The organism is Stenotrophomonas sp. ZAC14D2_NAIMI4_6, from assembly GCF_003086875.1.
Lineage (GTDB): Bacteria > Pseudomonadota > Gammaproteobacteria > Xanthomonadales > Xanthomonadaceae > Stenotrophomonas.
Genome location: NZ_CP025996.1, coordinates 3937723 through 3962417 on the forward strand (window position 1 = coordinate 3937723; position 24695 = coordinate 3962417).

The 24695-nt window shown below is 67.5% G+C and carries 11 protein-coding genes; 5 read left to right on the forward strand and 6 right to left on the reverse strand.

Going from position 1 to position 24695, the window contains the following annotated elements:
* Nucleotides 1-78: 78 nt before the first annotated feature.
* The 4 genes from purH to purD are packed head-to-tail and all read left to right on the forward strand — an operon-like array spanning nt 79 to nt 4928.
* Entirely contained in the window at nt 79-1662 is a 1584-nt protein-coding gene (purH, locus tag C1933_RS17895; protein ID WP_108754342.1) for a bifunctional phosphoribosylaminoimidazolecarboxamide formyltransferase/IMP cyclohydrolase, read from the forward strand.
* A 17-nt stretch (nt 1663-1679) separates the two neighbouring features.
* The gene (locus tag C1933_RS17900) at nt 1680-2546 is read left to right on the forward strand and encodes a hypothetical protein (protein WP_108754343.1); all 867 of its coding nucleotides are present in this window, start codon (nt 1680-1682) and stop codon (nt 2544-2546) included.
* Nucleotides 2547-2562: 16 nt separating this feature from the next.
* Nucleotides 2563-3597, forward strand: coding sequence for a virulence RhuM family protein (locus C1933_RS17905; RefSeq protein ID WP_108754344.1), 1035 nt, complete (start codon nt 2563-2565; stop codon nt 3595-3597).
* A gap of 47 nt (nt 3598-3644) precedes the next feature.
* A complete protein-coding gene (purD, locus tag C1933_RS17910; protein ID WP_108754345.1) occupies nt 3645-4928 on the forward strand; it encodes a phosphoribosylamine--glycine ligase in 1284 nt (427 codons plus the stop codon).
* 117 nt (nt 4929-5045) lie between these two features.
* Here the strand turns inward: purD and C1933_RS17915 are convergent, their stop codons facing one another.
* Both C1933_RS17915 and C1933_RS17920 read right to left on the reverse strand, forming a co-directional pair.
* Nucleotides 5046-5378: a DNA-binding transcriptional regulator gene (locus C1933_RS17915; RefSeq protein ID WP_108754346.1), complete on the reverse strand. Its 333-nt coding sequence runs from the start codon at nt 5376-5378 to the stop codon at nt 5046-5048.
* Entirely contained in the window at nt 5362-5745 is a 384-nt protein-coding gene (locus C1933_RS17920; RefSeq protein ID WP_234414566.1) for a type II toxin-antitoxin system RelE/ParE family toxin, read from the reverse strand. Before C1933_RS17920 ends, C1933_RS17915 begins: the two co-directional genes overlap by 17 nt.
* Before the next feature lie 157 nt (nt 5746-5902).
* On the opposite strand from C1933_RS17920, the gene C1933_RS17925 reads away from it, so the two are divergent.
* Nucleotides 5903-6343 (forward strand): hypothetical protein, encoded by a 441-nt coding sequence (locus C1933_RS17925; RefSeq protein WP_108754348.1) that lies wholly within the window; start codon nt 5903-5905, stop codon nt 6341-6343.
* Nucleotides 6344-6441: 98 nt separating this feature from the next.
* Here the strand turns inward: C1933_RS17925 and rpoH are convergent, their stop codons facing one another.
* The 4 genes from rpoH to C1933_RS17945 all read right to left on the reverse strand — a co-directional run bounded on the left by rpoH (nt 6442) and on the right by C1933_RS17945 (nt 24334).
* Nucleotides 6442-7317 carry an RNA polymerase sigma factor RpoH gene (rpoH, locus tag C1933_RS17930; protein WP_108751041.1) on the reverse strand — a complete coding sequence of 292 codons (876 nt, stop codon included), beginning with the start codon at nt 7315-7317 and terminating at the stop codon, nt 6442-6444.
* Between the two features lie 319 nt (nt 7318-7636).
* Nucleotides 7637-11245 (reverse strand): hypothetical protein, encoded by a 3609-nt coding sequence (locus tag C1933_RS17935; protein WP_108754349.1) that lies wholly within the window; start codon nt 11243-11245, stop codon nt 7637-7639.
* A gap of 10 nt (nt 11246-11255) precedes the next feature.
* The gene (locus C1933_RS17940; protein ID WP_108754350.1) at nt 11256-22238 is read right to left on the reverse strand and encodes an Ig-like domain-containing protein; all 10983 of its coding nucleotides are present in this window, start codon (nt 22236-22238) and stop codon (nt 11256-11258) included.
* 110 nt (nt 22239-22348) lie between these two features.
* A complete protein-coding gene (locus C1933_RS17945) occupies nt 22349-24334 on the reverse strand; it encodes a DUF11 domain-containing protein (RefSeq protein WP_199911385.1) in 1986 nt (661 codons plus the stop codon).
* Nucleotides 24335-24695: the final 361 nt, after the last annotated feature.

Sequence of the window (24695 nt, forward strand, 5' to 3'; positions counted from 1 at the left end):
CCGCCCCGCGCAGCGCCCGCCACCGGCCCCCACGAACTACAATATCGGCCCCGCTCCGCTGCCGATTGCCCTGTCCCCATGACTGCTGATCTGTTGCCCGTCCGCCGGGCCCTCCTTTCCGTTTCCGACAAGACCGGCCTGGTCGAGCTGGCCACTGCGCTGGCCGCGCGCGGCGTGGAGCTGCTGTCCACCGGCGGTACCGCCAAGGCCATCCGCGATGCCGGCCTGGCCGTGAAGGACGTGGCCGATGTCACCGGCTTCCCGGAAATGATGGACGGCCGGGTCAAGACCCTGCACCCGATGGTGCATGGCGGCCTGCTGGGCCGTTCGGGCCTGGACGATGCGGTGATGGCCGAGCACGGCATCGGCGCCATCGACCTGCTGGTGCTGAACCTGTATCCGTTCGAAGCGGTCACCGCCAAGGCCGACTGCAGCCTGGCCGACGCGGTGGAAAACATCGATATCGGCGGCCCGGCCATGCTGCGCTCGGCGGCCAAGAACTTCGCCCGCGTGGCGGTGGCCACCGACCCGTCGCAGTACGCCGAACTGCTGGCCTCGCTGGATGCCAACGACGGCCAGCTGAGCGCCGCCACCCGCTTCGCGTTCTCGGTGGCCGCGTTCAACCGCGTGGCCCAGTACGATGCGGCCATCAGCAACTACCTGTCGGCGGTCACCGCCACCGACGCCGCCGTGCCGGTGCGTGCCGAATACCCGGCGCAGATGAATTCCACCTTCGTGAAGGTGATGGACCTGCGCTATGGCGAAAACCCGCACCAGAGCGGCGCGTTCTACCGCGACCTGTACCCGGTGCCGGGCACGCTGGCCACCTTCCAGCAGCTGCAGGGCAAGGAACTGAGCTACAACAACCTGGCCGATGCCGATGCGGCGTGGGAATGCGTGCGCCAGTTCGACGCGCCGGCCTGCGTGATCGTCAAGCACGCCAACCCGTGCGGCGTGGCCGTGGGTGCCGGCAACGGCGATGCCTATGAACTGGCCTACGCCACCGACCCGACCAGCGCCTTCGGCGGCATCATCGCCTTCAACAAGCCGCTGGACGCCGCCACCGCCAAGGTGATCCTGGACCGCCAGTTCGTGGAAGTGCTGATCGCCCCCGACTACGAGCCGGCCGCGCTGGAATACGCGCAGAAGAAGGCCAACGTGCGCGTGCTGCGCATCCCGCACGGTGATGGCCTGAACAACTTCGACAGCAAGCGCGTGGGCTCGGGCCTGCTGCTGCAGTCGTCGGACAACCGCGGCATGACCCGCGACGAACTGAAGGTGGTCAGCAAGCTGGCGCCGACCGACAAGCAGTTCACCGATCTGCTGTTCGCCTGGAAGGTGGCCAAGTTCGTGAAGTCCAACGCGATCGTCTACGCCAAGGACAACCGCACCATTGGCGTGGGCGCCGGGCAGATGAGCCGCGTGTACTCGGCACGCATCGCCGGCATCAAGGCCGCCGACGCCAACCTGGTGGTCGAAGGTTCGGTGATGGCATCCGACGCGTTCTTCCCGTTCCGCGACGGTATCGATGCCGCGGCCGCTGCCGGTATCAAGGCGGTGATCCAGCCGGGTGGTTCGATGCGCGATGCGGAAGTGATCGCCGCCGCCGACGAACATGGCCTGGCCATGGTGTTCACCGGCGTTCGCCACTTCCGCCACTGATACAGGGAGCGACACGGATGTCTGCAGTCTCTTTGAAACCGCTCACCGTGCTCGCCTTCGCCGGCACGGCCCTGCTGGCCGGCTGCACGCCGGCCGCCGATCCCGCGCCGGCCGCTGCCCCTGCAGCGCCGGCCGCCACGACGGCGGCCGCCGAACCGGCTTCCACGCTCAGCCGCACCGCCCGCCTGCAGGCCTTCCTGGCCCAGCGTTACGGCCAGGGCGCCGCGCTGTCGGGTGACTGGCGCGGCAGCTGGAGCCAGGACGGCGAAACACGCCCGGTCAGCTGGCAGGTCTGCGCCGAGCAGCCGGTGGTGAGCGGCGATAGCTGGCAGCAGCTGCTGGCCGTCTGCGGCGCGCTGGTCGAAGCCGGCCACCCGGAACCGGGCACCATCGACTTCTACGTGCTGCGGCCCACCGCCAGCGGCTTCGACGTGGCCGCCGAGCTCACCGGTGGCACCTACGGCAGCAGCGGCCAGCCCGGCACGGTACAGATCGTGCGCGCGGGCAGCGATTTCTACGGCTTCCGCGTGCAAGACGGCTGGTTCGGCCAGGGCTATTCGCTGATCTCTCAATCGCTGGTGCTGCCTGGCCCGAAGGGCCTGGTCGACACCGGCAGCATGCGCAGCCATATCGACAATGGCGCCGCCTACGATTGCGACGACGCCGATGCGGCCGAAGACTGCCGCAGCAAGGTATTCAACATCGACTTCAACCAGCGCTTCGACGACAGCGACCGCAGCGCGCGCGTCTGGCCGCTGCTGGTGGAGGAAACCGGCAGCACCTGCGGTGGCACCGCCGTGCGCCAGCAGCACCGCTTCACCCTGGACCCGAAGACGTGGACCTATTCCTTCCCCGCCGCGCTGCTGCGCGAGGGCTGCGAGTGAGGCACCGCGACCGGCCATGAACAGCCCCCTCGGCGAACTGATCCTCTACCGTACCGACGATGGCCGGACGGAGGTGCATCTGCGCGCTGCGGAAGGGACGGTGTGGATGACCCAGGGCGAGATGGCCGAGCTGTTCGACACGACCAAGCAGAACGTCAGCCTTCACATCCGTAACATCCTGCAGGACAACGAGCTGAGGGCCGAGGGAACCGTCAAGGATTACTTGACAGTTCAAACCGAGGGCACGCGCACGGTCAATCGCTCGGTTCAGCTCTATCGATTGGAGATGATTCTGGCGGTCGGGTTCCGCGTCCGCTCCCCCCGGGGAAGCCAGTTCCGTCGATGGGCCAGCGATACCCTGTCAGAGTATCTGGTCAAGGGTTTCCTTCTGGACGACGAGCGACTCAAGGATGCCGAGCGCGCGGATTACTTCAAGGAACTGCTGAGTCGCATCCGCGATATCCGCAGTTCGGAGAAGCGCTTCTACCAGACCCTACGCGATCTGTTCAAAGCCAGCAGCAGCGACTACGACGGTAGCGCAGCGACCGCCAAAACCTTCTTTGCCACCATCCAGAACAAGCTGGTCTACGCTGTCACCGGCCGCACTGCCGCACAGCTGATCGTGGAACGCGCCGACTCCAACGCCCCTCACATGGGCCTGACCAACTGGACCGGCGACAGACCCCGCAAGTGCGACGCAGTGGTTTCCAAGAATTACCTGCTCCAGCAAGAGCTCGAACAGCTCAACCGTCTGGTCTCCATGTTCCTTGATTTCGCTGAAGATCGCGCCGAGCGACGAATCGAAACCCGTATGGTGGACTGGATCAAGCAGACCGATCGCTTCCTTGATTTCAACGAGCGCGCCATTCTCGATGGCCCCGGCCGTGTGTCCAATCAACAGATGGAAGCGATCATCACAGAGCGCTACGCCGAATTTGACGCTGCACGACGCGCTTCCGCAATGATCGCGTCCGAGCGCGACGCCGTGCTTGATCTTGCGGACCTCACGGCTGAGGCAAGACGCCTGGCTTCGATCAAGAAAAACAGCTGATTGATTCCCCCGATCCCTTTCACTTCTGCCCCCAGGATCCCCCCTCAATGAAAATCCTCGTCATCGGCTCTGGCGGCCGCGAACACGCCCTGGCATGGAAGCTGGCCCAATCCCCCCAGGTCAGTGAAGTGCTCGTGGCGCCCGGCAATGCCGGCACCGCCACCGAGGACAAGTGCCGCAACGTGGCGGTGAAGGTGACCGACATCGACGGCCTGCTGGCGCTGGCCCAGGCCGAAGGCGTGGCGCTGACCGTGGTGGGCCCGGAAGTGCCGCTGGTGGCCGGCGTCGTCGACCGCTTCCGCGCCGCCGGCCTGCGCATCTTCGGGCCGACCGCCGCCGCTGCGCAGCTGGAAGGCAGCAAGGCCTACGCCAAGGATTTCCTGGCCCGCCACAACATTCCCACCGCGTTCTACGCCGTGCACACCGAAGTTGACGCGGCGCTGGCTTACATCCGCGACAAGGGCGCCCCGATCGTGGTCAAGGCCGACGGCCTGGCCGCCGGCAAGGGCGTGATCGTGGCGATGACCCTGGCCGAGGCCGAAGACGCCGTGCGCGACATGCTGTCGGGCAATGCCTTCGGCGATGCCGGTGCGCGCGTGGTGATCGAGGAGTTCCTCGATGGCGAAGAAGCCAGCTTCATTTCCATGGTCGATGGCGTGCATGCGCTGCCGATGGCCACCTCGCAGGACCACAAGCGCGTGGGCGACGGCGATACCGGCCCGAACACCGGCGGCATGGGCGCCTATTCGCCGGCCCCGGTGGTCACCGCGGAAGTGCATGCGCGGGTGATGCGCGAGGTGGTGAACCCGACCGTGCAGGGCATGATTGCCGACGGCATTCCGTTCACCGGCTTCCTGTATGCCGGGCTGATGATCGATGCCAGCGGCGCACCGAAGGTGATCGAGTTCAACGTGCGCTTCGGCGATCCGGAAACCCAGCCGGTGATGCTGCGCCTGCAGTCCGACCTGGTCGACCTGGTGGAAGCGGCCATCGACGGTCGCCTGGACCAGGTGGAGGCGCAGTGGGACCCGCGCCCGTCGCTGGGCGTGGTGCTGGCCGCCAGGCCGTACCCGGAATCGCCGATCACCGGTGATGTGATTTCCGGCCTGGCCGATGTGCCGGCCAGCGCCAAGGTATTCCATGCCGGCACCGCGCTGGACGCGCAGGGCCACGTGCTGAGCGCTGGCGGCCGCGTGCTGTGCGTGGCCGCGCTGGGCGACAGCGTGCGCGACGCGCAGGCCAATGCCTACGCCGGCGTGGCCAAGGTGAGCTGGGCCAACGAGTTCCACCGCACCGACATCGGCTGGCGCGCGATCGCACGCGAGGGGTGAGGTGCGGGGTGCAGCCACGCATGGCGTGGCTCTACCCGGGTTGATCGCAGTAGATCCACGCCATGCATGGATGAACCCTGCAGACACGCAAAGGCCCGGCAATGCCGGGCCTTTGCTTTAGAGGACAGCGTCCAGACCCTTGCGGTCGATCAGGTTCAGAAGCTTCAGCGAGGGCCCGCTCGGCTTCTTTTCGCCCTGCTCCCAGCTGCGGATTGTCGAAACGCTGGTATTGAGCACACCGGCGAATACGGGCTGGCTGAGTTGCAGCGACGCGCGCAGTGCGCGGATCTGGGCACTGCTGTATTCGGGTACGGGCTCCAGACACAGGGCCTCGTACATGCCCATTCGTCGCTTGTCGATGAAGCCGCTGGCATACAGGCCTGCAGCGCCTTCATGCACCGCATCAAGGATTGGGCTCTTTGCACGTCTACGTTCAACACGCTTGGTCATGGCATATCTCCTGCAGATCGCCGCACATCACTGCCCTGTCCAACTGTGCAGGGCTCATCTTCAAGAACTCAGACGCATATAACTCAAGCGCATCCCGTTCCGCCCTGGTGAGGTTCGCGCGCTCGTTCTTTTCATAGCAGAAGAGAAAGAACCAGTAGCGCCCCAACTGGGTCGCCACGATGGTGCGGGCGCTACCGCGCTTTCCGCGGCCCTGCAGCGCGACGCGTTTCTTGATGAGACCCCCACCCAGATCGGCATCAATAAGCCCATGACGCATTTCGCTCACCGCGCGGCACAATGCCGAGTCGGACAATGTTGACTTTCGTGTGCTGCGGTTGAAGCTTCGGGTGCGGAAGACACCTGCCATGATCATACCGTGCCACCGAGTGGTACGGCGTGAAAATCAGCGTCAGCCTCCTGCATACGTGGGGATTGTGAGCACCTGATCGTCGGTATGGCGGCAGGAAGGAACAGAAGCGGCCCGGCAACGCCAGGCCTCGGCTTCAGGGACGGGAGTAAGCAGAATGCGACAACATCAGGAGTATCCGGATGGCTTTGATTGCGTTTGGCTGGGCGTGGACCAGACTGGCGCAGTGGCGGCATTCGTTACCGCAGGCGACGGACACATCCCTACCGCGCTTCTGCACCAAGCCGCAGTGGACATCTTCGATATCGAAATGATGTTGATGGAGCTGCCGGTGGTTGGCAGGGCCGTCATGCACATGAAGGTTCCACGTGACGATGACGGTGTGGCCATGGCTTCGCGCGGCATCCATGTGTACGACTGGAACCGGGGCGGCTACGTGCGCTTTGCCACGCCTACATTGGCCATTCAGCGCACGGCACTCAGCGGGGACCTGCAGGTGCTGGCCGGCCTGGCGACCTTCAACACGATCGACTTCCGGCAACACGCATCGATCCCGGTCTGGGCCCTGACGGAGACGACGGGAAAGCCGATGCCATGAGGCGGGATCAGTAGATCCACGCCATGCGTGGATGAGCCCCACCAAACAAAAAAGGCCCGGCATTGCCGGGCCTTTCGTCTTTGCAACGCTGCACCGCGTTACGCGTTGAACAGCGCCTTCATCTTCTTCAGCGCGTTCGCTTCGACCTGGCGGATGCGCTCGGCGGAAACGCCGTACTCATCGGCCAGTTCCTGCAGCGTCACCTTGCTGTCGGCGTCCAGCCAGCGGCGGCGGATGATGTCGCGCGAACGGGCATCCAGCTCGGCCAGGCCTTCGCGCAGCAGCTGCAGCTGGTTGTCTTCGCTGTCGGCACGCTCGTAGGCCATCGACGGGTCTTCGTCGTTGGCAACCAGGAACGCGGCCGGCGACGGCGGGGCGTGTTCGTTGTCCTCATCGCTGGGCGCATCGAAACCGATATCGCGACCGGACAGGCGCGATTCCATTTCCATCACTTCGCGCTCGGACACGTTCAGGTCCTTGGCCACCGCGCTCACTTCGGCCGCGTTCATCCAGCCCAGGCGCGTCTTCGACTTGCGCAGGTTGAAGAACAGCTTGCGCTGCGCCTTGGTGGTGGCGACCTTCACGATGCGCCAGTTCTTCAGGATGAACTCGTGCATCTCGGCACGGATCCAATGCACGGCGAAGGACACCAGGCGCACGCCCATATCCGGGTCGAAGCGCTTGACCGCCTTCATCAGGCCGATGTTGCCTTCCTGGATGAGGTCGCCCAGCGCAAGGCCGTAGCCGTTGTAACCGCGGGCCACGTGCACCACGAAGCGCAGGTGCGAATGCACCAGCTCACGTGCGGCGTCCAGATCGTCACCGTCGCGGAAACGACGGGCCAGGTCCTGTTCGTCATCGACCGACAGCACCGGGATCTGGTGCACGGCACCGATGTAGGCGTCCAGCGAACCGAGCGCACTGGGAATCGGGAGATTGTTTGCCACAAGGGCAGTAGAGGTGTTCTGGCTCATAGGGCTCATCTTAGCAGTCCGGGTTTTGGACTGCTAAAGCGGTAGGAAGTTCCAGTGTTCCGCAGGCGAAACAATGGGCCGTTCAACATCCCTACCCTATCGCGAATTGATGACAATGGCGAGCACGCCCCAGAACGCATCAAACCATTCCAAAACAATCACTTACGTACAAACCGGTGGATGAATTGTGCTTTTGGGCCGCAAAATCCCACCAACCCGCCCCATTCAGCCCGGCAATGTTGCCGGTCATTCAGGCCCAGGCGGCCCCAGCCCGGTAGTGCCGGACCAGGCCCGGCAACCCAGGCCGCGGCCAAAGCGCTCAGTAATAGCCGGACAGGTTCAGGAAGAAGCCCTTGCTCTCGTAGCGCAGCTCGGTCAGGTCGTCGCTGAACTCGGTGAAGTTGTAGCCGGCACCGATCTTGAAGTTCTGCCCGACCTGCCGGTCCACGCCCAGCAGCCAGCCCTTCTTGTCGCCGCCGTCGCGCACATCCAGCCAGCGGTACTCGGCCAGGCCTTCCCACTGCGACCACAGCCGGTAGCGCAACTGCAGGGCCGAGAAGTTCACCCGGCTGTCCAGCCAGGGACCTTCGCCGCGGCCGGTGCGGTAGTCGCCCCAGCGCGCGGCCAGCTTGGCCGCCACTTCCCAGCGCTCGCCGATCTGCCGCACACCCTCCAGCGAGATGATCTGCGACTTCTGGTCGTACACGTTGCCGCCTTCCTGGCCCAGCGACGCCACGTCGTACAGATAGGTGTATTTGCCGAACGCGGCCCAGCGCGTGTTGTCGTGCGGGCGCCAGGCGAAGCCCAGGTTGGATTCCACCAGCTTGGCATCGGCCAGTGCATTGATCCTGTCCTGGGTATCGGCGTAGTTGGCGCGCAGCGCGATGCGCCAGTCCTCGTTGATCTTGTACAGCAGGCGGTTGGTGGTCACCCACTGCTCGCGCTGTTCGGCGCCCTGGTCGCGGCGGTATTCCAGCTTGCTGGTCCACTGCGTGTTGGCGTCGGTACGGCCACCGCTGACACTGTAGGCGCGGCGATCGACGCGGCCGGTGGTGGCGTCCAGCTTGCCGTCCATCACGCTGAAGCCCAGGTTCCAGCCCTGCGCCGGGTAGAAATCCATGCCGAAGGTGTTGACCAGGCCCGCGGTGTCCTCGCGCCGGTCCTTCAGGTACTGGCTTTCGTTGAACACGTTCACCTGGTTGCTCAGGCGCCAACGCTGGCCCAGCGTCCAGCCCGACTGCAGGCCGGTGTCGTACAGCGGGTCGGTGGTGGTGCGGTCGGTGCTGTAGCTGTAGTTGCCGTAGAAGCTGTGTTCGGGGGTCATCCAGTACTCGGCTTCCAGCTTGGCGCCGTCGCCGCGGCTGCCGCTGCTCACTTCGGCGCCCACGCTGGAACGATCACCGAACAGATAGCGCGTGCCCAGGGTCAACAGGTTGTTGTCCTCGTATGCGCCGCCATCATCATCCACGGTCAGCTGGCCGGTGCCGTACAGCTCCCACTTGGCGCCGAAGCGCTGCCGGTAGCTCAATGCGGCCAGGGTGCCATCCACGTCCACGCCTGCATTCTCTTCGCGCACCCGGCGCAGCTCCGCCCCCAGCTGGCCGTTGTTGCCCAGCCGCCAGTCCAGCGTCAGCTGCGACTGTTCCAGCGCCACGTCGCCGCGTTCGGCGCGGCTCTGGCGGCCATACAGGCTCAGGTTGTCGGTGAAGTAGCCGAGGAACTCGGCGCCGTACTCTTCCAGTGCCACCCCGGTATCCATGCGCGATACCGAGAAGCCGGCATCCACGTCGCGCCACCAGGCGCCGAAGCTCCAGTCCTGCGTGGTCCAGCCCAGCTCACGCAGGTTGGCCCGTGCTTCCACCGCGCGCGCATCGCCCTTGCGCGCCGCGTTCACCGGGTTGCGCTGGATGAAGCTCAGGCCGCCGTTGTCCGAATAGAAGATCGGCGCGGCGGTGGCTTCGCTGCGGGTCTGTTCCAGCTTCAGGTAGGTACCGCGCCCAGCCTGCAGGGTCAGGTCGGCACCCATCAGGCTGTAGTCGTCGCCGCTGCGGTTTTCGTCCACGTAGGTGCCGCCCACCGCCACGTGGTCACCGAACCATTGCTTGCCACGCAGGCCGGCACTGACATCGTCGGTGCTGAAGCCCACCGGCACGTACTCGTAATCGACCAGCAGCACCTGGTCGTAGCCGTCCAGCGGCGTGTCGCGGGTGAGCGTGCGCACGTTCTCGCGGGTGATCTGCGATAGCGCACGGGTCAGCAGGATGCGGCCCTGGATCTCGTTCACTTCGTAATCCACGCCGCGCTGCAGGGTGCTGCGCACCTCGGTACGGCCGGTGGTGCGGTCGCGCACTTCCAGCACCACCTGTTCCGAGCCCGGCAGCAGATCGGTGTGGCGCAGGTAGTACAGGCTGCCGCCGGTGCCCAGGAATTCGCTGTGGCCCAGCGCCGACTGCGCCTCCGAGCCGAATGCTTTCAGGTAGGAACGCGGATCGCCCAATGGCGTGGTCGCGCGCGATCGCCAGCTCAGCGCCGCGCCATACAGCGAGCGCACGTACTGGCCGTATTCGGTGCCGGTGAAGCCGGTGGCGAAGTTGCCCCACAGCGCCTGGTTCTGGTCCCAGTCCACGCGCACGTAAAGCTTGCCCTGGGTATCCACATCGCGGTACGTGGTCGAATCATCGCCGTACACCGGGTAGTACTGGTCCGGGTCCAGGCGACGGAACACATCACGCGCATCGGCATCCAGGAAGCCGCTGAACAGACGCTTCAACTCGCGGTCGTAGGTGTCGGCCTGCGCGGTCACCAGGTACTTCCCGCGCAGCTTGCTCTTCAGGTAGAACGCCAGGCGGCCTTCGCTGAGGAAGCTGTCATCACGGTCCTGGTCGGCCACCAGTGGGTCCAGGTTGCCACTGGCGCTGTTCTTGGACAGGGTTACATCCGCCAGCGCCACCAGGAAGCGGTAGCTGCCGGTCACCTCCACGTCCAGCGTGCGCTGCAGGGGCGGCGCGTCCTGCGCTTCCACTTCCACCTGGTAGCGGTGCTGGCCGATCGGCTCCAGGAATTCGGCGGCGAACTTCTGCTCCAGATCCACCGGGAAGCTCTGCCCGTTGATCAGCACGCGCGCGTTGGGTGCCAGGCCGCGGCCGTAGATGCGCACGCGCGAGCCGTAGATGGCGATGTTCTGCTGGCGCAGCGCGTTCTGTCCATAGATGTCATTGGTCAGCTGCTGGTCGCGTGCCTCCTCGCCGTTCAGCACCTTGCCCAGGGTCTTCTGCACGTTGTCGCGCACCTGCTGGGTGCCCCGTTCGTAGTCGGTGGGCAGCACCAGCTGGAAGCGCTGCGCGCTGGTTTCGTCGAACGCGCCATCGTGGCCGTAGGCGCGGGCGATGTACTGCAGTTCGTCGCCCTCGCGCAGGTTCAGCCCGGCCGGCAGCTGCCCATCCCATTCGGTGTTGCCCACGTAGTCCACCGGCATGGGAATGCGCGCCAGCGGCGTGACCAGATCGGTATCGGAACCGCGATACAGCGTGATCTCGATGCGTTCGATGAACGAGGCGTAGTTGTTGTAGCCATGGAAGCGCAGCGGCTTGGTCAGGCGCCCGTTCTCGAACGGCGCCATGGAACCGGTCTGCACGTTCAGCACCGGCGCCGACAGCGACGGATCTTCGGTGGCCCACACCACCGCGCCGTCAGGCAGCTCGGTCACGAACTGCCCACCCGGTGCGACCGCGCGCGCGTCGGCGGGCGTTGGCACGGTCTGCGGGGTCGGGTCGCCATGCACCTGCAGCAGCAGGTCGTTGCCGCGGCGGCAGCCTTCGGTACCGCACAGGGTCTGCGGCACTTCCGGCGCGGGCGCTGCGGTCTGCGCCCAGGCCGAAGGCAGCAGCAGCGCGGTGGCCAGGGTGATGAGTGCGGTCGTCTTGATCATGGCCCTCTCCTCAGCGGTCCGCGCGGTCAACGGTGGCCGGTGCAGGCAGTACCTGCACCTGCACCCGGTCGGCCCACCCGTCTGGCAACCGCGCCAGCACGGCCTGCTGCAGCACGCGGCCGCGGTCTGCCGCCAACGCTTCCTGGCCCGCCTCTGCACGCACCTGCAGCACCCCACCCTGGCGTGCCTGCAACGCGCTGGCCGCCTGTACCAGTACCGCCTCGTTGCCAGGTGCCAGTTCGGCGCGGCCCGGTACGAACAGTGCAGGACCGAACTCCAGCCGCAGGGCCGGACGACCGCTGTCGAACCGTGCATCGGGCAGCTGCACGCCGAAGTCGAAGCGCACCGGCAGCCCCGGGGTGATCCGCCGCAGCAGCGGGTTGCGCGTGGTGAAGCGCGCGTCGGCCGGCAGCGTGGTCGGGTCCACCTTCAGGATGAAGTTGCGCCCACGTGCCTGGCCGCCGTTGATGCCGACCAGGTGATAGCGGCCGAACGCATCGGTTTCCATCACCAGGCCTTCCACCGATGCCACGCGCACGCCGGGAATGCCGCGCTCACCGTCATCCTGGATACCGTTGCCGTTGCGGTCTTCGAACACGCTGCCCAGGATCAGGCTCTCGTCCAGCAATGGATCGCCCACCACCTCTACATCGGCAGATGCCACGTTGCCGATGCTGGCGTTGACCGCATCCACCGCGGTCACCCGGTTGGTGTGGATGCCCTGGCCCACGCCGGCGCCCACGCGCAGGTAGTACACCAGCGTGGCGCGGCCGCCGGCGGCGATATCCACCTGTTCCACCCGCAGCGGCGAACGCGCGCTCACGAACGCGGCGTTGTCCAGGTCGCGGGCCTCGAAGCCCTCCTGCACGAAGGTGAAGCCGGCCGGCAGCGTATCGACCACGTTCACCCCCAGCGCATCCACTTCGCCCAGGTTTTCCACGGTCACCACGTAGCGCACCAGCTCGCCCACCTTCACCGTGCGCTGCGCTGCCTGCTTGGTCAGGCGCAGCACGGCGCCGCTGGCGGTCACGGTGATGCTCACCCGGCCATCGGCGCACACCGGGGTGGGAATGGAGACGTCGCAGATGTTGTAGGTGAAGGCATCCTGGCCGCTGTAGCCGACGAAGGCGGTGTAGATGCAGACGCCGTCGGTGCAGCCCAGGCGGCCGTAGCGCGGCGCGGCCAGCACGCGCAGCGAACGCGGGTTGATCGGCGCGCCGCTGGTGCTGATGTTGTCCAGCAGCGAGATCGTGACCGGTTCACCATCGGGCGTGGTCACGGTCTCATCCACCACTTCAATCGCGTTGGCCTGTACCTGCACGGTCACGCTGGCGGTGCCGCACTGCACCGGCGCGGCCTGCGTGCAGACGGTGTAGGCGAAGGTGTCGCTGCCGCTGAACGTGGCCGCCGGCGTGTAGCGCACGCTGCCATCGGCCAGTACCTCGGCGGTGCCCGAGGTGGGCGCGGTGCTGATGGTCACCGCCACCGACGCCGGCACCACCGGGCTGCCGGCAACCAGGTCGTTGGCCAGCACCGCCACCACCACCGGGCTGTCCTGCGGCGTCGTAGCGGTATCGTCGGCCGGCTGCACGGTGCTGCCCGCCGGCGGGTTGGCCAGGGTCACGGTGACCGTACCGATGTCGCAGACGCTGGGCTGGCTGACCAGGCAGATCTGGTAGGTGGTGGTGTAGGTGGCACCGGCCACACCGGCGGCCACGTCCACGCTGCCATTGGCCTGGATGGTGATGGCCGTGGTGTTGGTGGGGGTCAGCTGCACCGTGGTCGGGTCCAGCGCGGCGCCGTTGAACGTGTCGTTCACCAGCACGTTCAACACTGCGGTGGCGCCGGTGGCCGGCACATCGGCAATCGCATCATCCACCGCGACCAGGGTGCCACCCGCGGCGCTGACCGTGATGGTCAGCGTAGCGGTATCGCACACGCCGGCATACGGCGCGGGCAGGCACAGCTGGTAGATGAAGGAATCGCTGCCGCTGAAGCCCGTGTTGGGCGTGTAGGTGTAGCTGCCGTTCGCGTTGAGCACCACCGTGCCCTGCGCCGGTGCGGTCACCAGCGAGAACACCGAACCGCCGCCGGCATTGTCATTGCCAGCCACGCTGCCGCTCAGCGCCTGCCCGGCCGGTGTGGTGGCCACATCGTTCACCGCATCCGGACGCACCAGCACCAGCGCCGTGGCCTGCGCGCAGTTGCCCGTGTTGCTGGCTTCGCAGATCTGATAGGTCAGGTTGAGCGCACCGGCCGCGGCACTGCCGGCAATGTTGATGATGCCGTTGGCATCGATGCTGACGCCTGCCGGCGGTGCGATCAGCGACACCGTGACCTGCGCCGGCTGCACCGGCACGCCGTTGATCAGGTCATTGCCCAGCACCGATGGCGTGGATCCGCCCGCGCCAGGCAGGGTGGGCGTGCCACTGAAGTTGTCGCTCACTGCCTGCAGGGTCGTGGCGCTCACGGTCACGCTGACCGACCCGGTGTCGCAGACGTTGAGGTTCGGTGCCGGGAGGCAAACCTGGTAGGTGAAGGTATCGGTGCCGGTAAAGCCCGGGTTCGGGGTGTAGCTGATGGTGTTGTCCCCGTTCACCACGGCGGTGCCGTTCAGCGGCGCGACGATCACCGTGAACACCGGGTTCAACGGCAGCGTGTCGTTGGCAGCAACGTTCAGCACGGTGGTGCCGGTGCCGGCCGACAGCGTGTCATCGGCCGCGTTCGGGCGCACCGCCACCAGTGCAGTGGCCTGTGCGCAGTTGGTCGGCACCGCGTTTTCGCAGACCTGGTAGTTCAGCGTGGTGGCGACCGGAACCAGACCCGCAGCGACGGTGATGACGCCGCTCGGGCTCATGCTGTAGCCGGTGGGCGCCGTGATCAGCGTGGCGGTTACCGGCGTGGTACCCGGCACGATCAGGGCACCGTTGAAGCTGTCATTCAGCAGCACGCTGGTGGTGGTGCCGCCTGTGGCCGGCACAATGGGCGTCGCGCTGAAGTCATCGTTCAGCGCGCTCACGCTGGTCGTGCCCACGTTGACGGTGACGGTGGCGGTGGAGCACACCCCTGCTGCCGGCGCGGGCAGGCAGACCTGGTAGGTGAAGGTGTCAGCGCCGGTGAAGCCCGCCGCAGGCGTGTAGCTGATGGTGTTGTCGGCGTTGACGACTGCGGCACCATTGCCCGGTGCCACCAGCACGGTCAGCGTGGGGTTGGACGGCAGGGTGTCGTTGGCGGTGACATTGAGCACCGTGGTGGTGCCGGCCGTTGCCGTCAGCGTGTCGTTGGCCGCAGCAGGACTGACCGCGACCACCGCGGTGGACTGCGCGCAGTTGGTCGGCACCGCGTTTTCGCAGACCTGGTAGGTCAGCGTTGCCGCAGCCGGCGGCGTGCCCGGTGCCACCGTGATCTGCCCGTTGGCAGCCATCGTGTAGCCCGCAGGCGGGGTGATCAGCGTTGCGGTGACCGCCGTGGTGCCCGGCACGATCGCAGCGCCGTTGAAGGTGTCGTTGAGCAGCACGCTGGCCGTGGTACCGCCGCTGGCCGGTGCGATCGGCGCGGCGGTGAAATCATCGGCGGTGGCGACCAGGGTGGTGGCCGCAACGGTGAGGCTGACCGTGGCGGTGTCGCAGACGCCGGCGGCCGGTGCCGGCAGGCACAGCCGGTAGGTGAAGCTGTCGCTGCCGGTGAAGCCTTCCGAGGGCGAATAGCGGATCGTGCCGTCTGCCAGCACCGTGGCCAGGCCGTTGGTCGGCGCAACCGTCACGGTCACCACCGGGTTCGAAGGCGCGGTGTCGTTGGCCAGCACGTTCAGGATGGTGCTGGTACCGGCGGCGGCCAGCAGGGTGTCGGCCACCGCATCCGGGCTGACCGCCACCAGCGCCGTTGCCTGCGCGCAGTTGGTGGGCACGGCGGTTTCGCAGACCTGGTAGTTCAGCGTGACCGCCGCAGGCGTGGTGCCGGCCGCAACGCTGATGACGCCCGTTGCGCTCATGCTGTAGCCGGCCACCGGCGTCACCAGCGAGGCAGCAACCGGGGTGGTACCAGGCACGATGGCCGCACCGTTGAACGTATCGTTCAACAGCACGCTGGCGGTGCTGCCACCGGTGGCGGGTGCGATGGGCGTGCCGCTGAAGTCATCGGCGAGCGCGCTGATGCCATTGGCACCCACCGTCAGGCTGACCGTGGCGGTATCGCAGACCGCACTGCCCGGCGCCGGCAGGCACAACTGGTAGGTGAAGCTGTCCGCGCCGGTGAAGCCGGGCGTCGGGGTGTAGTTGATGCTGCCATCTGGATTGACCGTGGCAGTCCCGTTGGCCGGTGCCGCCGACACGGTCACCACCGGGTTCAGCGGAGCGGTGTCGTTGGCCAGCACGTTGAGCAAGGTGGTGGTCCCCGCCGTTGCGGCCAGGGTGTCCGCCACGGCATCCGGGCTGACCGCCACGATGGCCGAGGCACCGGCGCAGTTGGTCGGCACCGCGTTTTCGCAGACCTGGTAGTTCAACGTCACTGCGGCTGGCGTGGTACCCGGTGCCACCGTGATCACGCCGGCCGGGTTCATGCTGTAGCCGTTCACCGGCGTCACCAGCGAGGCGCTGACCGGCGTGGTGCCCGGCACGATGGCCGCGCCATTGAAGGTGTCGTTCAGCAGCACGCTGGCGGTCGTGCCACCGGCCGCCGGGGCGATCGGCGCCGCAGTGAAGTCATCGCCCAAGGCGCTGAGCGTGGTGTTGCTGACGGTGACCGTCACCGTCGCCGAATCGCAGACCGTGGCGCCGGGGGCCGGCAGGCAGACCTGGTAGGTGAAGCTGTCGGTGCCGGTGAAGCCCGCCGTCGGGGTGTAGCTGATGCTGCCGTCGGCATTCACCGTGGTGCTGCCATTGGTCGGTGCGACCGACACCGTCACCGTCGGGTTGGCCGGTGCGCGATCGTTGGCCAGCACGTTCAGTACGGTGGTGGCGCCAGCGGCAGCGGGCAGCGCGTCGGCCACCGCCTCCGGGCTGACCGCGACCACGACGGTGGCTGCCGCACAGTTGGTCGGCGCCGCGTTCTCGCAGACCTGGTAGTTCAGCGTGGTTGCCGCCGGCGTGGTGCCCGCCGCAACGCTGATCACCCCGTTGGCCGACATGCTGTAGCCGCTGGGCGGCGCCAGCAGCGACGCCGTCACAGCGGTGGTGCCCGGCACGATGGCCGCGCCATTGAACGTATCGTTGAGCAGCACGCTGGTGGTGCTGCCGCCGGTGGCCGGCGCGATCGGCGCCGCGGTGAAGTCATCGTTAGTCGCCACCAGCGACGTGTTGCTGACCGCAAGCGATACGGTTGCAGTGGCGCAGACCGTTGCCGCCGGCGCGGGCAGGCACAGCTGGTAGGTGAAGCTGTCGGCACCGGTGTAGCCGGCCGTCGGCGTGTAGCTGATGCTGCCGTCGGCATTGACCGTGGTGGTGCCGTTGGTCGGCGCCACCGACACGGTCACCACCGGGTCCTGCGGTGCGGTGTCGTTGGCCAGCACGTTCAGCACGGTCGTGGTACCGGCGGTGGCCGGCAGGGTGTCGGCCACCGCCACCGGGCTGACCGCGACCACGGCCGAGGCCGACGCGCAGTTGCCCGGCACCGCGTTTTCGCAGACCTGGTAGTTGAGCGTCGTTGCCGCCGGCGGCGATCCTGCGGCCACGGTGATCACGCCGTCGGCTGCCATGCTGTAGCCCGGCACCGTGGTCAGCAGCGAAGCGGTTACCGCCGTGGTGCCCGGCACGATGGCCACGCCATTGAAGGTGTCGTTCAACAACACGCTGGTGGTGCTGCCGCCGGCCGCAGGGGCGATCGGGCTGCTGCTGAAATCATCGTTGGCCGCGGTCAACGTCGTGGCCGCCACGGTGACGGTGACCGCCGCGGAATCGCAGACCGCCGCCGCTGGCGCCGGCAGGCAGACCTGGTAGCTGAAGGTATCGGTGCCGGTGAAGCCGGCGCTGGGCGTGTAACTGATGGTGCCGTCGCCATTGACGACGGTCGTGCCGTTGCCCGCAGCCACCGATACGGTCACCAGCGGGTTCAACGGCGCGGCATCGTTGGCCAGCACGTTGAGCACGGTGGTGGCGCCGGCGGCCGCCGGCAGTGCATCGGCCACGGCGTCCGGGCTGACCGCCACCAGCGCGGTGGCTGCGGCACAGTTGCCCGGCACCGCGTTCTCGCAGACCTGGTAGTTCAGGGTCGCCGCAGCCGGCGTGGTTCCCGCAGCAACGGTGATCACGCCGCTGGCCGAGATCGTGTAACCGGCCGGCGCGGCAATCAGCGTGGCGGTGACCGGGGTGGTGCCCGGCACGATAGGCGCACCGCTGAAGGTATCGTTCAGCAGCACGCTGCTGGTGCTGCCACCGGTGGCCGGTGCAATCGGGCTGGCGCTGAAATCATCGTTGCTGGCCACCAGCGAGGTGGCACTGACAGTGACCGTCACTGTGGCCGAATCGCAGACCGTGCCGCCCGGTGCGGGCAGGCACAGCTGGTAGGTGAAGGTATCGGTGCCGGTGAAGCCGGCGGTCGGCGTGTAGCTGATGGTGCCATCGCCATTGGCCACGGCCGTGCCCTGGCTCGGGCCGGCACTGACGGTGACCACCGGGTTCAGCGGCGCGGCGTCATTGGCCAGCACGTTCAATACCGTGGTGGTGCCGGCGGTGGCCGGCAGGCTGTCAGCCACTGCTTCGGGGCTGACCGCCACCAGTGCGGTGGCGGCGGCGCAGTTGGTCGGCACCGCGTTCTCGCACACCTGGTAGCTCAGGGTGGTCGCGGCCGGGCGCGTGCCCGCGGCCACGCTCACCACACCGTCGGCCGACAGGCTGTAGCCGGTCACCGGCGTCACCAGCGATGCGGTGACCGGCGTGGTGCCCGGCACGATCGCACTGCCGCTGAAGGTGTCGTTGAGCAGCACGCTGGTAGTGCTGCCGCCAGCAGCCGGATCGATGGGCGTGGCCAGGAAGCTGTCATTCACCGCGACCAGCGAGGTCGTGCTGACCGTCACCGCCACCGTGGCGGTATCACACACGCTGCCATGGGGCGCCGGCAGGCACAGCTGGTAGGTGAAGGAATCCGGCCCGCTGAAACTGCCGGTGGGGGTGTAGCTGATGCTGCCGTCGGCGTTGACCACGGCGCTGCCATTCACCGGCGCCACGCTGACGGTCACCACCGGCGTGGCCGGTGCCACGTCGTTGGCCAGGACATTCAGTACGGTGGTCGCACCGGCCGCGGCCGGCAGTGCATCGTTCACTGCATCCGGGCTCATCACCACCACCGCCGTGGCGGTGGCACAGTTGGTCGGCGCAGCGGTTTCGCAGACCTGGTAACCCAGCGCGACCGAGCCCGGCAAGGTACCGGCCGCGACGCTGATGACACCATTGGCGGCCATGCTGTAGCCGGACACCAGGGTGGTCAGGCTGGTGGTAACCGGGGTGGTACCCGGCACGATGGCCGCACCGTTGAAGGTGTCGTTGAGCAGTACGCTGGCGGTACTGCCACCGCTCGGCGGGACCGCGCTGGCGCTGAAATCATCATTCACCGCCACCAGTGCAGCGGCCGCCAGGGTCAGCGCCACCTGGGCGGTATCGCAGACAGCGCCGTCCGGTGCCGGCAGGCACACCTGGTAGGTCAACGTATCGGCACCGCTGGCGCCCGCGTTGGCGGTGTACTGCAGGCTGCCGCTGGTCGACAGCACCGCGCTGCCCAGGGTGGGCGGGGTAACCACGGTATACGTGGCACCGGCAGGCACGTTGTCGTTGGCGGCCAGGTCGAAGGTGCCCGGCTGGGTGCCGGTCACGCTGCCGCTGTCATCGACGGCATCGGGCGCAACCACTACCTGCACGGCGGCGGTATCGCAGGTGCTGCCGCCCTGCTCGCACAGCGAGTAGGTGAGCGTGGTGGCACCGGCCGGCGCGTAGCTGGCCACGGTGATGATGCCGTTGGCATCAATGCTGAAACCGGTGGGCGCGGCCACCAGATTGGCCGTGACCTGCAGCGGATTCACCGGCGCGCCGTTGAAGCTGTCGTTGGCAAACACCGTGGGCGTGGTGCCGCCGGCACCGGGCGCGAACACGGGGCTGCGGAAGTTGTCATCCACCGCATCAACGGTGTTGGCCACCACCGTGATCGTGACCGTGCCGGTGGCACAGACGGCCGCATCGGGCGCCGGCAGGCAGACCTGATACTGCGCGGTCTGCGGCCCGGCCGCGGCCGGTGCATAGCTGAAGCTGCCGTTGCCCTGCAGGGTGAACGTGCCCGCGGCCGGCGGCGTGACCAGGCTGTAGGTCGCCGCTGCAGGCGCGTTGTCATTCAGGCTGACATCGCCCACCAGGGGCTGCCCGGCCGAGGTGCTGTAGCTGTCGTCGGTGGCAGCGGGCGCCACCACCAGCGCGACCTGGGCGGTGTCGCAGTTGGCGGTACCGGCCTCGCACAGTTCATAGGTCAGGGTCTGCGCGCCGGCGGCGGCGCCGGCCGGCACGTTGATCACCCCGGCGCTGGTGAAGGTGTAGCCCGGCGGCGGTGCGTTGACCAGGCTCACGCTCACCTGCGCGGCGGTCACCGCCGCGCCGTTGAACAGATCGTTGCCCAGCACGCTGGGCGTGCTGCCGCCGGTCACCGGCGAGATGGCCGGCGCGCCGAAGGCATCGTCCACCGCATCGACCGTGTTGGCGGTGATGACAAAGGTGGCCGTCGCCGTCGAGCACACCGCACTGTTCGGCGCGGGCAGGCAGACCTGGTAGCTGGCGCTGTCAGTGCCACTGCTGCCAGCGGCCGAGGTGTAGGTGAAGCCGCCATCGGCGGCCAGTACCAGCGTGCCCTGGGTGGGGGCGACCAGCACGCTGAACTCCGCACCGGTACCGGTGCTGTCATTGCTGGCCACCGAACCGGTCACGGCCTGGCCCGACTGCACGGGCACGTTGTCGGCCACGGCCGTCGGCGCGACCAGCACCTGCACGCTGGCGATATCGCAGTTGGCCGGGGCTGCCACTTCGCACAACTGGTAGGCCAGCGTCGTGGCACCCGGCGTGGTGCCTGCGGCCACGGTGATCACGCCGCTGCTGGCATCCAGGCTGAAGCCCGCCACCGGCGCCTGCAGCGTGGCGGTAACCGCCCCGGCGGCGACCACCACGCCATTGAGGGTGTCATTGCCGAGCACGCTGGGGGTGCTGCCTCCGGCAAGGCCGGGCACCGGGGTGGCGAACAGATCATCGTTGGCCACCAGTGCATTGGCGCCGAGGGTGACGGTGACGGTCGCGGTATCGCACACTGCAGCATTCGGTGCGGGCAGGCAGACCTGATAACCGAAGGTATCGCTGCCGGTGACTCCGGCATTGGGCGTGTAGGTATAGCTGCCGTCGCTGTTCACGGTCACCACGCCCTTGCTGGCGGCGGTACCGAGGCTGAAGGTGGAGCCGGCCGGGGTGTTGTCGTTGCTGCCGACGTTGGCGGACACCGGCTGCCCCGCACCCGGCGTGGCGATCGCATCGTCCACCGCATCGGGAGCGATGACCAGCTGCACGTTGGCGGTGTCGCACAGCGTCGGCGCCGCGGTCAGGCAGATGCGGTAGCCCAGGGTGACCGGGCCGGCCACGGCGTTGGCCGGCACCGTGACCACGCCAGCGGCGTTGATCAGATACCCCGCCGGTGCGGTGATGAGCGTGGTGGTCAGGTTGGCCGGCACCACCACGGCGCCATTGAAGGTGTCATTGCCCAGCACGCTGGCGGTGGTGCCGCCGCTGGCCGCGGCAATCGGCGCGGCGCTGAAATCATCGTTCACCGCATCGATGGTGTTGGCGGTCAGGTTCACGGTGACCGTTGCGGTGTCACACACCGCCGCATTCGGTGCCGGCAGGCACACCTGGTAGCCGAAGGTATCGGTGCCGGTGGCGCCCGCGTTGGCGGTGTAGGTGAACGCGCCGCTGGCCTGCAGCACCACGCTGCCCTGGCTGGGTGCCGCGCCGGTCTGCACGAAAGTGGAACCAGTAAAGAAGTTGTCGTTGCTGGCAACGTTGCCGTTCACCGCCTGCCCGGCCTGCACGGCCACGCTGTCATCCAGCGCATCGGGGCTGACCAGCAGGCTGACCGTGGCGCTGGCGCAGTTGCTGGGCGAAGCCGCTTCGCAGATCTGGTAGGTCAGGCTGACCGGACCTGCGGCAGCGGTGGCCGGCACGCTGATGGTGCCGTTGGCCGCGATGGCATAGCCGGACGGTGCGTTGGTCAGCGTCGCGACCACGGCGGCATCGGCGAACGCCGCGCCACCCAGGGTGTCGTTGGTGAACACGCGCGGCGTGCTGCCGCCGCCGCCCGGCGGGAATGGCGTGGCACTGTAGTCGTCGTTGGTGGCGACGATGGCGGCCGCCTGCACGGCGATGGTGGGCGTGGTGGCGGTGTTGTCGCCCGGCGTCGGATCGGTGGTACCCGGCGGCGGGGTGATGGTGGCCGCGTTGGCGGAAATCGTCGCCGGGGTGACGGTGGGCGCGGTGCCGTTCACCAGCACCACCAGCACGTCGCCCACGCCCACGTTGACGCCGACGTTCAGGCTGCCGGTGCCCGACGCCGCCGAGCAGGAGGTGGCCGCCGACACCGTTGCGCAGGTCCAGGTGACCCCGCTCAGCTGCGCGGGCACCGAATCGGTAAGGGTGGCGCCCACCGCCTGCGACGGGCCGGTGTTGCGCACTTCAATGCGGTACTGCACCGCCCCACCGGCCGCGACCGGCACCGGCGTGGTGATGGTCTTGACGATGCTCAGCTGCGCGCTGGCGGCCAGTGCATTGCTGTCGCTGCTGCTGTTGTTGCCCGGGGTGGGATCGGACACGTCGGCCGGCGCGGTCACCGTGGCGGTGTTCACCAGCGGGTTGCGGTACGCCTGTGCCTGCGCGCCCGCCATGGCCAGCGTGGCCAGCAGCGCGGTGCCCAGTTGCAGCGCGCGCACGCGCAGGCAGGCGTGGTCTGGCAGGCAGTTCAAGCGACGGGCGCGGGCGGTGTGCATGCTGTCATCCTCGAAAGCACCGCGCAGGCTCTGGCGTTCCCCACCTGCGCGTCACAAGAAGCGTCGTTGCTGCCGGGCCGCGCACAGCGCAGCGGCCCGGGTGGATACGGCTAGTACGCGCCCGGATCGGCGCTGAAGCTGACAGGCACGGTGATCGTGGCCTGCCCCCCGTTGATCAGGTTCACCCCCAGGCTGACGCTGGTGCCGCCGGCCGCACCGCCACTGGCGGCGCTGCAGGTGCTGCCGGCCGAGGCACTGCAGGTCCACGGCGCGCTCAAGGTGGCGCCCGCCGGCAGCGTGTCGCTGACCTGCGCGGCGGTCACCGCATCGGGGCCGGCGTTGCTGACCGTCAGCACATAGCTGGCGCTGCCGCCGGGTGTGTAGGTGGTACTGCCATCGCTCTTGCTGATAGACAGATCGGCCTGGCGCGTGCGGTTGGTGATGCGGCAGACCACGGTGAGCGGCTGCGCCGCCAGCGCCGGCGCGGTGAAGTTGAAGCTCTGGCCGGTGCCGCTGCTGAGCGTGGTGCCGCCCTGGTCCTTGCACTCCCAGCTGCTGGCGTAGCGCGCCAGGACCGTGGCGGTGCCTGCGGTTTCGGCCAGCGTGTAGACCGTGCCCGGTGTCGTAACCACTGCCGTGGTGGCACCGTTGTTACCCACGTTGGCCACGCTGGCCAGCACCGTGGCCCCCTGTGCCACGCTCAGGTTGAACACACCGGTATCGGTGGTCGGCGCCAGCGTCTTCACCAGCTGCACCGTGGCAGCGCAGCTCTGCGAAATGCTTTCCACGGTGAACACCGCCTGGCCGATGCGGATGCCCAGCAAGGCCAGCAGGTTGTCGACCACCCCGCCCAGCACCGCCGTCAGCACCGGTCCCACCAGTGCATTCACCACGGTGCGCAGCGGTGGCAGCAGGGTGGATACCAGCGCGTTGACGATGGTGTTCACCGGCAGTGGCAGGGTAACCAGCGCGTTGACCAGACGCACCACCGGCGTACCGCTGGTGATGGTCACGTCCAGCGAATTGATCAGCGAGGTGACCATGGTGCTGGCGCTGACCGTGCCCGCGGTGAGCGTGCGTGTCTGTGGAAATGCGCCGGGTACCACTACCGACTGCAGGCCGGGCGTAGCCGTGGCGACGGCGCGCACCGACACGGTCAACGGCACATCCACGTCGGCCACTTTCACGGCACCGGCCAACAAGCTGACCGCCACGGTCACGTTCAACGTGGTGGCATTGATGGGGGTCACGCTGGCCGGCGTAAGCACGGCGCTGCGGTTGAAGAACACCGCGTCGCTGATCGTGCCCACATACAGGTTCACCAGGCCCGGCCGCGCCTGCAGGGTGACCGCGTTGCTGGCCAGGCTGACCGCGCTGATGGTGCCTTCGGCGCGCGCCACGTCCGCGTAGACCGACAGATGCACCAGCGAGGCATTGATGCTCGTACCCGACAGCGAGACCAGGCCGCCCACGTTGAGGCCATTGACCGCCGAAATCAGCGGCGCCACGTTCAGGCCCTGCACGATGTCGAAATCCAGCTTGAGGCGGATCGCCGCGCTGTGGAAGCTGGTACCGACCGGGCCGCAGTTGAACACCGGCGGTTCGACCACCTGCGCCCACACACGCACGTTGGCGAGCCCGCCCAGTCCCAACGGTGCCAGCTGCGCAGTAGTCAGGGTGATCGGCGTGGGCGTGGTGACCACGTTGCGGAAGTTGTACAGCTGCACCCCGCCGGTGATCAGGTCCAGCACGTCCAGGTTCACCGTGGCCAGCGAGCCGGGCGGCAGGCTGACCTGCAGCAGATCGGCCAGGCGGATGTTGCCGGTCAGCCCGCCGATGGACGGGCTGAGCAGACCCAGCGCGCTGGCCGCGGCGGTCTTGCCGTCGGCCTGCAGCACCGACACCATCGCCGCCTGCAGCTGGGCCAGGGTGATGTTGGCGTTCAACACCTGGCTGGGATCGCTGACCACCACGCCGCCGTTGAGCTGGGTCAGCAGCGCGTTGAGATTGATGTCGGCGCCGGCCAGGTTGTTCCAGTCCAACGCGGTGAGCTGGACGCTGGTGCCGGGCAGCAGCGTGCTGAACAACAGATTCAACACCGGGCTCTGGGTGGAATCGACCGAAACCAGACGCGGTCCAGCCGAGACACAGGCGCCATTGGCGGTACAGGCATCCTGGGCGCGGGCCGTCGGCACGACCATTATTAATGTGCACAGGATCACACTAAATAGCAGGACATTTACTTTGGTGAGTAACACTGACACCCGCTTCACGACTGAAGCCTTATCCATCGCCCATCCCCTGCGCCGCGGCTGCACGCGCCCAGCACCGCCCGGACATTGCCGGTGATGAGGCATGTGACGCACACTGGCTTCGATGTTTCTGATGTTTTCCGGCGCTGCGTGGCCGGTTGAGCGATTAATTACGTTTGCGCGCGCAGGGGTCAAACAAGACGGC